At 75.4% G+C, this 13,322-nt stretch carries 8 protein-coding genes and 1 pseudogene; 5 read left to right on the top strand and 4 right to left on the bottom strand.

The genetic code is table 11. The annotated features are described in order from the left end of the window. Positions 1 to 4: 4 nt before the first annotated feature. Genes NXY84_RS16135 through NXY84_RS16125 form a run of 3 tightly spaced genes read right to left on the bottom strand, consistent with a single transcriptional unit; the run spans position 5 to position 3,260 of the window. The gene (locus NXY84_RS16135) at positions 5 to 790 is read right to left on the bottom strand and encodes a CDP-alcohol phosphatidyltransferase family protein (RefSeq protein WP_258724062.1); all 786 of its coding nucleotides are present in this window, start codon (positions 788 to 790) and stop codon (positions 5 to 7) included. Beyond that, positions 787 to 1,785, bottom strand: coding sequence for a glycosyltransferase family 2 protein (locus NXY84_RS16130; RefSeq protein ID WP_258724061.1), 999 nt, complete (start codon positions 1,783 to 1,785; stop codon positions 787 to 789). Before NXY84_RS16130 ends, NXY84_RS16135 begins: the two co-directional genes overlap by 4 nt. After that, positions 1,782 to 3,260, bottom strand: a complete 1,479-nt coding sequence (locus NXY84_RS16125; RefSeq protein WP_258724060.1) for a lipopolysaccharide biosynthesis protein — start codon at positions 3,258 to 3,260, stop codon at positions 1,782 to 1,784. Before NXY84_RS16125 ends, NXY84_RS16130 begins: the two co-directional genes overlap by 4 nt. A 353-nt stretch (positions 3,261 to 3,613) precedes the next feature. Here NXY84_RS16125 and NXY84_RS16120 point away from each other — a divergent pair, with 353 nt between their 5' ends. From NXY84_RS16120 to NXY84_RS21890, 5 genes and pseudogenes are all read left to right on the top strand, one after another. Beyond that, positions 3,614 to 4,810, top strand: coding sequence for a DUF1972 domain-containing protein (locus NXY84_RS16120; RefSeq protein WP_258724059.1), 1,197 nt, complete (start codon positions 3,614 to 3,616; stop codon positions 4,808 to 4,810). Then, positions 4,807 to 5,514, top strand: a complete 708-nt coding sequence (locus NXY84_RS16115; RefSeq protein WP_258724058.1) for a hypothetical protein — start codon at positions 4,807 to 4,809, stop codon at positions 5,512 to 5,514. Before NXY84_RS16120 ends, NXY84_RS16115 begins: the two co-directional genes overlap by 4 nt. A gap of 131 nt (positions 5,515 to 5,645) precedes the next feature. Then, the gene (locus NXY84_RS16110) at positions 5,646 to 9,824 is read left to right on the top strand and encodes a LamG-like jellyroll fold domain-containing protein (protein ID WP_258724057.1); all 4,179 of its coding nucleotides are present in this window, start codon (positions 5,646 to 5,648) and stop codon (positions 9,822 to 9,824) included. A gap of 56 nt (positions 9,825 to 9,880) precedes the next feature. Then, positions 9,881 to 10,825: a glycosyltransferase family 2 protein gene (locus tag NXY84_RS16105; RefSeq protein ID WP_258724056.1), complete on the top strand. Its 945-nt coding sequence runs from the start codon at positions 9,881 to 9,883 to the stop codon at positions 10,823 to 10,825. Beyond that, positions 10,822 to 11,481 (top strand): annotated as a pseudogene (locus NXY84_RS21890) (glycosyltransferase family 2 protein); the annotation flags it as partial. The gene NXY84_RS16105 and the pseudogene NXY84_RS21890, both read left to right, overlap by 4 nt. Positions 11,482 to 11,765: 284 nt before the next feature. Here the strand turns inward: NXY84_RS21890 and NXY84_RS21885 are convergent. Next, positions 11,766 to 13,100, bottom strand: coding sequence for a hypothetical protein (locus NXY84_RS21885; protein WP_396126260.1), 1,335 nt, complete (start codon positions 13,098 to 13,100; stop codon positions 11,766 to 11,768). Positions 13,101 to 13,322 lie beyond the last annotated feature (222 nt).

Below are 13,322 nucleotides of genomic sequence, written 5' to 3'. Positions count from 1 at the left end.
CGGCTCAGGCCGCCGGGAGCGCCCGCATCTCGCGGTACCACTGCGGGAGCTTGCCGAGCAGGAACACGACGTTCGCGGCCATGAGCAGCCCGTAGACGACGACGAACACGCCGTGGAAGCCGAGCAGCAGGAACGCCACGCACAGCACGCCGTAGTCGGCCGGCAGCACGAGCACCGAGCGCAGGACCGGCGCGGGCTCCGCGGACGCGGGGGTCGCAGCCGGGGCGCCCGGGGACCCCGCGCCGTCGGCCGTCGCCCGGCCACGCCGGCGCAGCTGCTCCGAGAGGATGATCGCGAAGAAGAAGACGCTCGCCTCGGCGCCGAACGCGAGCGGGACGAGCAGCAGCGCGTCGGGCAGGTCGAAGAACCGGTACCAGGTGACGAGCACCGCGACGTGGATCAGGGCGGTCTTGGTCGCGTCGACGACGTGGTCGAGCCACTCCCCGGCGGGGCTGCCGGTCCCCGTGAGCCGCGCGAGCTGGCCGTCGGCCGCGTCGAGCGCGAAGCCCAGGACCAGGAGGACGGCGACGAGAACCCCGGTCGCGACCGTCGGGCGCAGCGTCGCGAGCAGCGCGATCGCGACCGCGCTCACGGTGGCGCTCGCGGCGGTGACCTGGTTCGGGGTCATGCCGCGCCGGTAGGCGAACGCGGCGAGCTGGCGCCCGACGGGCCGGTTGACCCAGCGCGACCACCCCGGTGCGCCGCGGTTGCTCTTCTGGGCTGCGGCCAGCCGGGCGACGACGTCGCGGTGGCTGGGTGCGGGACCGTCCACCAGGGGCCGGGATGTCATGGTGTCGAGCTCCTCGTCTCGGGCCCGGCGGAGACGGCGCCGGACGTGGCGCGCTCCGCGAGGGGCCGGGGGCTTCGGTGGGTCACGAGCAGGCGCAGGCCCGCGAAGGATCCGCGCAGCGCGGCGCCGACCGGGGCCACGGGGTGCGCGAGCTGGCGGCGCCCGCCGCGCAGCAGCACCTCGACGGCGTACCCGGGGGTGCGCAGCGCCCACCGCAGCCGGTCGCGCGGGCCCAGGTGGCGCGCGGCGAACAGCAGGCGGTTGCGGCAGTTCCAGTAGTAGTAGGTCGTCGACTTCGCCTGCGGGTGCGCCGTGGCCTGCGTGCCGCCGACGTCGTGCGTCGCGCGCACCCGGGGGTCGACGAGCAGCCGGCCGCCCACCGCGGTGCACCGCCAGGACAGGTCGACGTCCTCCCAGTACAGGAAGTAGTCGTCGTCGAAGCCGCCGATCGCGTCCCAGAGCGTCACGCTCAGCACGAGGACGGTGCCCGCGAGCCAGGCACCCTCGAGACCCGGGTCGCTGCCGTCGGCGGCGCGCGTGCGCCCCTCGCGCACGAGCACCTGCGACCCCCGGAACTGGAGCCGGCCGCTCGGCAGCACGATCAGGGGCGAGACCATCGTCAGCGGCTCGGCGCGGGTCGTCGCGACGAGCTCCGCGAGGCCGGCCGCAGGGATCGAGGCGTCCGGGTTGAGCAGGAGCAGCGTGTCCGCCCCCGCCGCGACCGCGGCTGCCGCCCCCGCGTTCATGCCGGCGCCGAAACCGACGTTGTCGAGCTCGAGCAGCGACCAGCCCCGCGCGCGGGCGAGCGCGCGCACCGAGTGCCGCTCGGCGTCGCCCGAGAAGTTGTCGACGACGTGCACGCGCGCGCCGCTCGCCGTGAGCTCGTCCGGCAGGTTGTCGCGCAGCAGGTCGCTCGAGCCGTAGTTCACGACGACGACCCCGACGCCGCGCAGGTCGGCGTCCGTCGCGCCCGGCGTCGCGCCGCCCGCGGTCACCGGCCCGCCCTCCGCGAGAGCGCGGTCCGCACGACGGCGAGCACCGCCTGCAGGTCGCGGCGCACGGGCGGCACCGTGAGCGCGAGCGCGTAGACCACGGCGAGCCCGAGGGTCGCCAGCGCGAGCTGGCCGACGGGGGAGCCGTGGACCGCGAGCGTCGCGCCGTACCCGGCCGCACCCGCGAGGGACGCCACGGCGAGGATGCGCAGCGCGCCGAGCACGAGCGCGCGCGCCGGCAGGGGCGTGCGCCGGGACAACCACCAGATCGACAGCGGCCACTCGAGCGACGCGGCCACCGCGATCCCCGCGGCGACCCCGGTGATGCCCCACGTGCTGCCCGCGACGACGCACGCGATCTTCACGACCGCCGTGACCGTCGAGTAGCGGAACAGGTCCGCGGTGAGCCCGCGCGCGAGGTAGACCCAGAAGCCGACGTACGCGAGCGTCTGCATCGCGCCGGCGATCGCGAGGAAGCGCAGCACGGGCGCGGTCGCGAGCCACTGCTCGCCGAGCGCGACGCGCACGACCGGCTCCGCCGCCCCCGCGACGAGCGCGACGCCGACGACGAGCGTGTAGCCGAGGGTCTGCTGGCCGCGCCGGACGTACTGGGCGAACCGATCGGTGTCGTCGCTGAGCCGCGACAGGACGGGCAGCGCGACGGTCGTGGTCGGGGCGCGCAGCTGGCTGAGCGTCGTCGTGAGGAGCTGGTACCCGCGGTTGTAGAACCCGAGGTCGCCCGCGCCGAACCGGCGGCCGATCACGAAGGAGTCGGCGTTGTTCGCGACGTACCCGAGCACCTGCGTCGCGGCGAGGTTGCGCCCGAACCGGAGCAGCGCACCCACCGGTGCGGAGCGGTCCGGCAGCCGCGGGAGCCAGCGCGCCCAGCCGCCGAGCATCACGAGCAGCACGAGCGCCTGCGTGACCTGCTGCGCGACGAGCGCCCAGTACCCCTGCCCGGCGAGCGCGAGCGCGACGCCGACGGCGAGCGCGGCGGCGGGTGCGGCCAGGTCGCTCGTCGCGAGCGCCGAGAAGCGCATCCGGCGCACCAGGTCGGCGCGGTACTGCGTCGCCATCCCGTTGAGCAGGAAGGTCACCGCGAGCGCGCGCGCGACGGGCACGACGTCGGGCTCGTCGTACAGCGCCGCGAGGAGCGGTGCTCCCGCGAGGACGGCGAGGGCGAGGACCGCGCCGAGCGCGGTGTTGATCCAGAACAGGTTGGTCCGCTGGCCGCGCGAGAGCTCGGGGGCCTGGATGGCCGCCGAGGACAGGCCGAAGTCGCGCAGGATCTCCCCGACGCCGATCACCGCGAGCACCATCGCGAGGAGCCCGTAGTCGTGCGGGTCCAGGAGCCGGGCGAGGAGCACGACCGACAGCACCTGGATGCCGATCCGCACCACCTGGCCGGCCATGGTGACCGCGCCGCCGCGGGCCGCACGCGCTCCCAGCCCCGCGGCGGGGGGTGCGGACGATGGCATCGCGACGGCTCCGGTCGTTCGGTGGGGGCGGTGGCTGACCCGACCGCCGGGGTGTGCCCCCGGGTGAGGTCGCCGGTGCCGGTGCCGACGACGCACGGGCGCGCGACAGTCGGCCCCGACCAGCAGGGTCGAATCTACTCGGGCGCACCGGGCGGTCGTCCCGGCCGTCCGGGTGAAAAGTACGTTTTGCGTGCTGGAGCGCCCCGTGCCGTCCGTATTCTTTGGCTGACGATCGAGGGCCGACCGTCGGCCACAGAGCCGGACCCCGCAGGTGCGGGGCCGCGCCCGCCCCGCCACCCGCGGGCCGGACGGCTGCGCGTCAGCCGAGGTGGGGCAGCACGAGGGGGAGTGTCGTGACGGCAGAGGCAGGCCTGCGGATCGCGCTCGTCGGGACGCGCGGCGTCCCGGCGCGCTACGGCGGCTTCGAGACGGCCGTCGACGAGGTGGGTCGTCGCCTCGCCGCCCGCGGGCACGAGGTCACCGTGTACTGCCGGTCCACGGGCGAGGAGGCGCTGCCGACCTACGCCGGGATGCGCCTCGTGCACCTGCCCGCGGTGCGCCGTCGCTCGCTCGAGACGCTCTCGCACACCGGCCTGTCGGTGCTGCACCTCGCGGCGCACCGGGTCGACGCCGCGATCGTCTTCAACGCCGCCAACTCCCCGTGGCTGCCCGTCGTGCGCGCCGCGCGGATCCCCGTCGCCACGCACGTCGACGGCCTGGAGTGGAAGCGCGCCAAGTGGGGCCCGAACGGTCGCCGGTACTACCGCGCCGCGGAGAGCCTGTCGGTGCGCTGGTCGGACGCGCTGATCGCCGACGCCGAGGGCATCGCGCAGTACTACCGGGACGCGTTCGCCGTCGAGACGACGCTCCTGACCTACGGCGCCCCGCGGCTCGACGGCACCGGCTCCGAGCGGCTCCGCGCGCTGGACCTCGAGCCCGACGGCTACCACCTCGTCGTCGCACGCTTCGAGCCGGAGAACCACGTCGACCTGATCGTCGAGGGCTACGTGCGCAGCGGCGCTACGCTGCCCCTCGTCGTCGTCGGCGGCGCGCCGTACTCCGATGCGTACACCGCGCGGGTCCGCGAGCTCGCGGACGGCCGCGTGCGCCTCGTCGGGCCCGTGTGGGACCAGGACCAGCTCGACGAGCTGTACGCGCACGCCCGGACGTACCTGCACGGCCACTCGGTCGGCGGCACGAACCCCTCGCTCCTGCGGGCGATCGGGGCCGGCACGGCGGTCACGGCGTTCGACGTGAGCTTCAACCGCGAGGTGCTCGGCGCGGACGGCCGGTTCTTCGCGGACGCGGCCGGGGTCGCGACGGCGGTCGAGGAGGCCGAGCGGGACGCCACCGGCACCGCGGCGCGCGCCGCGGGCCTGCGCGTGCGGGCCGACGCCTACGACTGGGACCGCGTGGCCGACGGCTACGAGCAGCTGTGCCGTGACCTGCACGAGCGCCGTGTCCCCGGCCCGCGTCGTGCCCGGCGCCGGCCGGTCGCCCTCGACGGCGCCGCCGCGTCCGTCCCCGCCGACTCGGAGGCCCTGCGATGAGCGAGACACCCACCCCCTCGACCGGTCCCTGGGCCCGCCTGAGCCCCCGCAACCGGCTCGTCGCCCTCGCGGTCCTCGCCGCGGTGGTCGTCGCGCTCGTCGTCTGGGTCGTCGTGCGCGCCGGCGCCGGGGAGCCCGGTGCCGCGCCCTCGCCGTCGGGGAGCCCGACCGCGTCCTCGACCGCCTCGCAGTCGCCGGTCGTCGCGGGCGCCACGACCGAGGGTGCCGAGGCGGGGGAGGCCCCGACGCCCGCGCCCGAGACGGCGGCCCCCGTCACCGTCCCGCCCGACGCGGCGGCTCCCGGGACCGGCACCGTGTCGTCGGCCGTCGGCGCGCCCGCCGAGGTCGCGCCGCGCGTCACCGTCACGGTCGACGCGCTCGAGGCGATCCAGGGCGACGGCGACGGGCCCGGGGAGATCGACGGGCCCTCGGTCCGGTTCACGGTCCGCGTGAGCAACGGCTCGGACGCCGAGCTGTCCCTCGTCGGCGCGGTCGTGAACGCGTACTTCGGCGACGCGCAGACGCCGGGCATCCAGCTGAGCGGCTCGGGCTCGAGCCCGCTGCCGTCGTCGGTCGACGCGGGCGCGGACGCGACCGGCACGTACGTGTTCCTGCTCCCGGCCGGCGCCACGACCACGCGCGTCGAGGTGTACTCCGTCCCGGGCGCCGCAGTTCTCGACGCGACGGCCCCGACGCCGTCCTGAAACGCACCCGTCTGCGCCGACTTTCACCCGGTCGGCACCCGAGGCTGTCCGGTTCGCGCGGATATCCTACGAATCGGTCCTCCGCGACCGCAAAAGCCCTGTCGATGTTTTTCGTGGCAATCGAGGACCCCATGCGCCAGCACGTTCACCTCGGTCGTCGGCTCGCCGCCGGCCTGACCTCTCTCGTGATGGCGGCCGGCGTGCTCGCCGTCGCCGCGCAGCCGGCGGCGGCGGACACCGCGCCCGCCGACCCGACCGTCCCGGAGACGGTCGCCGCGGACGGCCTGCCCACGGTCCAGATCGACGGCGTGGTGTGGGACCAGGAGATCGTCGGGAACCGCGTGTACGTGGCCGGCAACTTCACGACCGCGCGCCCCGCGGGCGCCGCACCCGGGACGAGCACCGTCCCCCGGTCGCACCTGCTCGCGTACGACCTCACGACGGGCGTGCTCATCACGAGCTTCGCGCCGACGCTCAACGCGCAGGCCCGCAGCCTGTCGGTCTCGCCCGACGGCACGCGCCTGTACGTCGGCGGGGAGTTCACCTCGGTCAACGGCTCGACCCGGTACCGGGTCGCCGCGTTCGACGCCGCCACGGGGGCGCTGCAGAGCTGGGCGCCCGTGGTCAACGCGCGCGTCGCGGTCGTCGAGGCGACCAACACCTCGGTCTACATCGGCGGGATCTTCTCGCAGGCCGGCGGGGCGAACCGGGTCCGCGTCGCGCAGCTCGACGCCACGAGCGGGCTGGCCCTGCCCTTCACCGCGACGCCGGCCGACGGCCAGGTCGCCGCGATCGCGATCTCCCCGGACCGCTCGACGGTGGTCGTCGGCGGCAGCTTCACCGCGGTCGACGGCGCGGCGTCGCCCGGCTACGGCCTCGCCCGGCTCGACGCGAGCACGGGTGCGTCGCTGCCCCTCGCGGTCAACGGCCTGATCCGCAACGGCGGCGAGAACGCGTCGATCTACAGCCTGTACGGCGACGACCGCGGCTTCTACGGCACCGGCTATGTCTACGGCAGCGGCGGCAACCTCGAGGGCGCGTTCTCCGCGGACTGGGAGGGCAACCTGCGCTGGGTCGAGGACTGCCACGGCGACAGCTACGACGTCTACACCAGCGGCGACGTGACCTACACCGTGGGGCACCCGCACTACTGCGCGACGGTCGACGGCTACCCGCAGACGGAGCCGTGGACGGCCTACTACGCGAACGCGTTCACGAACTTCGTGACCGGTCCCGTCGGGCGCAACCTCTACAGCAGCTACTTCCAGTTCGAGGGAAACCCCGGGCCGAGCCTGCTGACGTTCTTCCCGGCATTCACGCCGGCCAATTTCACGGGTGCGAGCCAGGCCACGTGGACGGTCACGGGCAACGGCGACTACGTCGTCTACGGCGGCGAGTTCACGCACGTCAACGGCACGCGTCAGCAGGGCCTCGTGCGCATGGCCAAGAAGAGCATCGCGCCGAACAAGCAGGGCCCGCGCCTGTACTCCACGTCCTTCCCCGTCTCGGCGCAGTCGCACGAGGCCGGCGAGGTCCGGATCGCCTGGAACGCCAACTTCGACCGTGACAACGAGACGCTGACCTACCGCGTGCACCGCGGCGGCACGGTCGTCAACGAGCAGGTCGTGACCGCGAAGTTCTGGAACCTCCCGCAGCTCGGCTTCGTCGACACCACCGCGGCCCCGGGCAGCACCCAGCAGTACCGGGTCTCCGCGCGCGACGCGTTCAACAACGTGCAGTACTCCGACTGGGTCACCGTGACGGTGGCCGCGGACGGCACCCTCAGCCCGTACGCCCAGAAGGTCCTCGACGACGGCGCCCGCTCGTTCTGGCGGCTCGGCGAGGGGTCCGGCGCGACCGTGCGGGACTGGGCCGGCTTCAACCCGGCGACCGCGCTCGACGGGGTCACCCGGGGCACCGCGGGCGTCGTCGCCGGCGATCCGGACACCGCGTCGACCTTCGACGGGACGGACGCCGGCCGCGTCGCCTCGCAGCGCGCGCAGATGGGCCGGGACGCGTTCACGGTCGAGGCGTGGTTCAGGACGACCACGCGGGCCGGCGGCAAGATCGTCGGGTTCGGCAACCTGGCGACCGGGAACAGCGCGCGCCACGACCGCAACCTCTACATGAACACGTCGGGCCAGGTGCTCTTCGGCGCCTTCCCCGGCACGACGCGCACGCTGCAGTCGCCGACCGCGCTCAACGACGGCGAGTGGCACCACGTGTCCGGCACGCTCGGCGCGGACGGGATGTCGCTGTACGTCGACGGCAAGCGGGTCGCGAGCCGCGCCGACACCGTCAGCGCGCTGGCCTTCGACGGCTACTGGCGCATCGGCGGGGACACGACGTGGTCCGGCGGGCGCAACTTCACCGGCTCCATCGACGACGTCGCCGTCTACGACCGCCCGCTGACCGCGGCCGAGATCGACAGCCACTACGTCCTCTCGGGCCGTGCCTCGGCCCTGCCGCCGGTCCCGGCCGACCCGTACGGCCAGGCGGTCCACTCCGACGCCCCGGACCTGTACTGGCGACTGGGCGAGGCGTCCGGCCCCACCGCGGCGGACTCGGGCGTGCGCAACATCACGGGCGCCTACCGCAACGGCGTCGTGCTCGGGCAGCCCTCGGGGATCGTCGGCACGACGAACACCTCGGCGCGGTTCGACGGCGTCAACGACACCATCGGCAGCAACGTGCAGTTCGTGAGCCCGTCGGCCTTCACGCAGGAGCTGTGGTTCAGCACGACGTCGACGACGGGCGGCAAGCTCGTCGGGTTCGGCAGCGCCGCGAGCGGGCTGTCCTCGAGCTACGACCGCCACGTCTTCCTGGACGCGACGGGCCGGCTCACGTTCGGCGCCTACCCCGGCACGCAGGTCGAGATCACGTCGCCCGCGGCGTACAACGACGGCGCGTGGCACCACCTCGTGGCGTCGCAGTCCGCGGCCGGCATGCGCCTGTACGTCGACGGTGTGCTCGTCGGGTCCAACGCCGAGGCGCGCGCGCAGACGTACAACGGCTACTGGCGCGTCGGTGGCGACAGCTCGTGGAACGGGACCCCGGCGTACCTGGCCGCCCGCATCGACGAGGTCGCCGTCTACGGCCGGGCGCTGACCGACGACGAGGTGCGCGAGCACTTCACCCTCGGCAGCGGCACCGCGCCGGCCAACGCCCTCCCGGTCGCGGCCTTCACGGCGACGCCCGGCCAGCGCACCGTCGCGGTCGACGCCTCGGCGTCGTCCGACTCCGACGGCACCGTGACCGCCTACGCGTGGAGCTTCGGTGACGGCGGCACGGCGACCGGCGCGACCGCGACCCACCCGTACGCGGTGGGCGGCCCGTACACCGTCACGCTCACGGTGACCGACGACAAGGGCGGCAGCGCGTCGACCAGCCAGCAGGTCACGGTCACGGACCCGCCGCCGAACGTGCCCCCGATCGCGGCGTTCACGTCGACGACCTCGGACCTCACGGTCGCGGTCGACGGCTCCACGTCGTCCGACCCGGACGGCACCGTCACGGCCTATGCCTGGACGTTCGGCGACGGCGGCACGGCGACGGGCGCGACGGCGACGCACGACTACGACGCCGCCGGGACGTACCCGGTCACCCTGACGGTCACCGACAACACGGGTGCGACGCACCAGCGGACCGCCCAGGTGACGGTCACCGACCCGCCCGTGGTCACCGACCTGGCCCGCGACGTGTTCGACCGCACCGTGGCGAACGGCTGGGGCGCCGCGGCGACCGGTGGCACGTGGACGCCCACGACCGCCGCCGCGGGGTTCTCGGTCGCCGCCGGGACCGGCACGCACCGCATGGGTGCCGCGGGCGCCAACGTCGTGACGTACCTCGACGGGGTCTCCTCGACGGACACCGAGGTCACGGTCGCCGTCGTCCCCGACCAGGAGCCCACGGGCGGCGGCACGTACGTGTCGGTGCTCGGGCGCCGGGTCGACGCGACGAACGACTACCGCACGCGCCTGCGGCTGTGGCCCGGCGGCAAGGTCACGCTGCAGCTCCAGCGCGGCGCGACGACGCTGACGGCGGCCGACGTGGCCGGCCTGACCTCGGTCGCCGGCCAGCCCCTGCGGGTCCGGCTCCAGGTCACCGGCACGACGCCGACGACGATCCGCGCGAAGGTCTGGCGCGACGGGACGGCCGAGCCCGCCGCGTGGCAGCTCACGACGACCGACGCCACGGCGGCCCTGCAGGTGCCCGGCTCGATCGGGCTGCACTCCTACCTCTCGGGCTCGTCCACGACGCTGCCCGCGACGGTCGGCTTCCGTGACCTGTGGGCAGGTCCGGCGCAGTGACGCACGAGGGTGACGGCGGCGCACGGCCCCCCGGGGCGGGCGCGGGGGAGCCGTCGGTGGCGGACCTGTCCGTGACGGTCGCGGTGCTCACGTACCTCCGGCCCGACGACCTGCGAGCGGTGCTGCCGACGCTCGTCGCGCAGGCCGCCGAGCTCGGGCCCCGGGCCCGCGTGGTCGTCGTGGACAACGACCCCGCGGCCGGGGGCCGGGACGTCGTCGCACAGGTGGAGGGCGCGCGGTACGTGCACGAGCCGCAGCCCGGCATCGCGCACGGACGCAACAGGGCGCTCGACGAGGCCGCCGGTGACGACCTCCTGGTCTTCATCGACGACGACGAGCGGCCGAGCGACGGCTGGCTGCGCCGGCTCGTCCAGCAGTACCTCGTCGACCGGCCGCTCGCGGTCGTGGGACCGGTGGTCTCGGAGTACGTCGTGCCGCCCGACCCGTGGGTGCGTGCCGGCCGGTTCTTCGACCGGCGCCGTCTGCCCACCGGGACCGAGGTGACGCTCGCGGCGACGAACAACCTCCTGCTCGACGTGCGCCAGGTCGACGCGGCCGGGCTGCGCTTCGACGCGCGGTTCGGCCTCACGGGCGGCAGCGACTCGCTGTTCACCCGGCAGGCCGCTGCGCACGGTCTGCGCATGGTGTGGTGCGACGAGGCCGTCGTGACCGACGTCGTGCCCCCGAGCCGCGTGACGCGCGCGTGGGTGCTGCAGCGCGCGTACCGCGCCGGGAACACCTGGACCCGCGTGAGCCTCGTCGTCGCCGGCTCTCCGCCCGCACGGCTGCGCGCGCGGGCGTCGCTGCTCGCGCTCGGGGGCGGCCGCGTCGCGGTCGGCGCCGCCCGGACCGCCTTCGGGTTCGTCACGCGGTCCGCCGCGCACGAGGCCCGGGGGCGCCGGACCCTCGCCCGCGGCGCCGGCGTGCTCTCGGGGCTCGCGGGGACCGTCTACTCGGAGTACGCGCGGCCCGCCGCGCCCGAGCCGGCGAGCTCGAGCTGACCTCGCCGGGGGCGGCGGCCGGCCGCGACACCGGCCCGTCGGTCACCGTCGCCGTGGCGACGTTCCGCCGCCCCCGGACGCTCGCGAGCGCGCTGAGCGAGGTCGTGCCGCAGGCGGAGGCGCTGGCCGAGGCGCTGGTGGGCGCCGTGCGGGTGCTCGTCGTCGACAACGACCCCGACGCGAGCGCCCGCGATTTCGTGACCGGGCACTGGTCCGGCCGCGTCGAGTACCGCCACGAACCGCGCCCGGGGCTCGCCGCGGTGCGCAACCGGGCGCTCGACGAGAGCGCCGCGAGCGACGTCCTCGTCTTCGTGGACGACGACGAGCTGCCGCGGGACGGCTGGCTCGCCCACCTCGTCGACGCGTGGACCCGCTGGGGGTGCGCCGCGGTCGCGGGACCCGCGGTCAAGCAGCTCACGAGGCCCGTCGACCCCTGGGTGCAGGCGAGCGGGTTCTTCGCCCCACGGGCGGCCCGGACGACCGGCGCCGTCGTGCCCGGCGCCGCGACCAACAACCTCCTGCTCGACCTGCGGGTCCTGCGCCGGCTCGGGCTCCGCTTCGACGAGCGCTTCGGCACGAGCGGCGGCGAGGACACGATGCTCACGCGCACGCTCACCGCCCGGGGCGAGACGGTGCGCTGGTGCGCGGAGGCCGTGGTCGACGACCCCGTGCCGGCGGACCGCGCGACGCGCGCGTGGGTGCTGCGCCGCTCCTACCGCACCGGGACGACGTGGAGCCGGGTGCACCTCGCGCTGCAGCCCACCGTGCCGGGGCGGTTCCGGGCGCGGCTCGCGCTCGTCGCCCGCGGGACCGCGCTCCTGGGGCTCGGCGCCGCGCAGGCGCTCACGGGCAGCCTCACGGGGTCGCTCGTGCGGCGAGCCCACGGTGAGCTCCGGGCGGCGAGCGGCTGGGGGGTCCTCGCGGGTGTCGCCGGGCGGACCTACGGCGAGTACGCGCGCGCCGGCGCAGCCGGGGGCTCCGCGGCCGCCGGCTCCGCGGGTGCGGGCTCCTTGCGCAGCAGCGCGAGCCCGAGCGCCGCGACGAGCGCCGGCGCGGACGCGTAGAGCGGGCCGAACAACAGGTCCCACACGACCAGGAACGTCAGCCAGACGGTCACGCCGCTCGCCTGCCTGGCCGTCAGGGCGCCCGCGAGCGCGAGCACGACGAGCACGAGCACCGCGAGCGCGAGCGCGGCACCCGGGATGCCGAAGGCCGCCCAGAGGTCGCCCACGACCGAGTGCAGCCGGAACTGGGTGCCGAACATGAAGCGCTCGACGTAGCCGTTGTCGGGGTCGTAGTGGATCGCGGCCATGCCCTCCTTGGCCGTCGTGACGTCGCCCGGGCTCGGCAGCGTGCCGGGACCGAAGCCGAGGGGCCGCTCGCGCATGAGCGCGGCGGTCGCGGCGAGCTCGGGCCGTCCGCCCAGCAGGAGCGAGCCCGACGTCCGGACCTGCGCGAGGGTGCGCTGCTGGGCCGACTCGCCGAGGTGGCCGTCGAGCACGAGCGCGACGCCGAGGTTGTAGGTCGCCGCCACGACGGCGCCCATCACGAGCAGGATCCGCCCGCGCCGGCGCCACGAGCGGCCCTCGCCCGCGGCGGCCGCGGGCACCGTCTGCCACAGCAGGAGCGCGGCCGCGACGAGGTAGATCGCGAACGCGGACCGCGAGTCCTGCGTCGCCGAGAACAGCGCGAGCACGACGAGCGCGACGACGTCCACGAACCGGCGGCGCGAGAGGCGCACCGCGGACAGCACGACGATCGACACGGGAACGGCGAGAGCGAACTTCCAGGGGTTCCCGCCCCACCCGGCCGGCCTCGCGAGCTCGGACGCGAGCGCGCCGAGCCCGAGCCAGATGCCGACCCACGCGTCGGGCAGCACGGTGCGCGCCCACAGGACGACCCCGATCCCGCCGAGAATCCCGAGGAGCAGCAGCGAGGCGCCGGTCGCGAGCCCCTGGCTCACCGTGTGGTCCGCCGAGGACCAGACGCCCAGCCACACCCCGTTGAGCAGCGCGAGGGCGCCGAGGCCCACGACGAGCCGCGCGCCGGCGAACCGTCGCAGCGCCGGCAGCCACACGGGCAGCAGGGCCACCGCCACGAGGATCCCCGGGACGAGCTCCTGACCGAGGCGGATGCGCAGCCCGGTGAGCAGGAGCGCCACGACGGCGATCCACCGGTTGAGCTGCACCGCCGGCTGCGCGACGTCGGCGTGCACCACCGAGCGCGGCCGCGGTCGACGGGGTGCGGTGGCGGGTGCGCCGGCGGGCGCCGTCACGCGTCGTCCCGCCGCGTCGTCGTCCGGGCGCGCCGGAGGAGGGGCACGGCCTCGTGCCCGCGCTCGTCGCTCGTGTCCATGTCTCCCCGTCCCGTGCGCCCCCATTCTCCCCCCTCGAGCGGGCGTCGGTCCTCCGCCGATCAGGTGGGCGAACCGGACAAACCTCACCCGGTCGACGCTGTCGGGGGGAGGCGCCCCGCGGCTAGGGTGACGATCGGGACG

This window comes from Cellulomonas sp. NS3 (assembly GCF_024757985.1).
In the GTDB taxonomy this organism is placed as follows: domain Bacteria; phylum Actinomycetota; class Actinomycetes; order Actinomycetales; family Cellulomonadaceae; genus Cellulomonas_A.
This window is presented reverse-complemented; position numbering and strand designations above follow the sequence as displayed.

Excerpts from the sequence above, each read along its gene's own strand:
- NXY84_RS16135 (WP_258724062.1), bottom strand. The coding sequence starts at position 790 with ATGACATCCCGGCCCCTGGTGGACGGTCCCGCACCCAGCCACCGCGAC.
- NXY84_RS16110 (WP_258724057.1), top strand. The coding sequence starts at position 5,646 with ATGCGCCAGCACGTTCACCTCGGTCGTCGGCTCGCCGCCGGCCTGACC.
- NXY84_RS16115 (WP_258724058.1), top strand. The coding sequence starts at position 4,807 with ATGAGCGAGACACCCACCCCCTCGACCGGTCCCTGGGCCCGCCTGAGC.
- NXY84_RS16125 (WP_258724060.1), bottom strand. The coding sequence starts at position 3,260 with ATGCCATCGTCCGCACCCCCCGCCGCGGGGCTGGGAGCGCGTGCGGCC.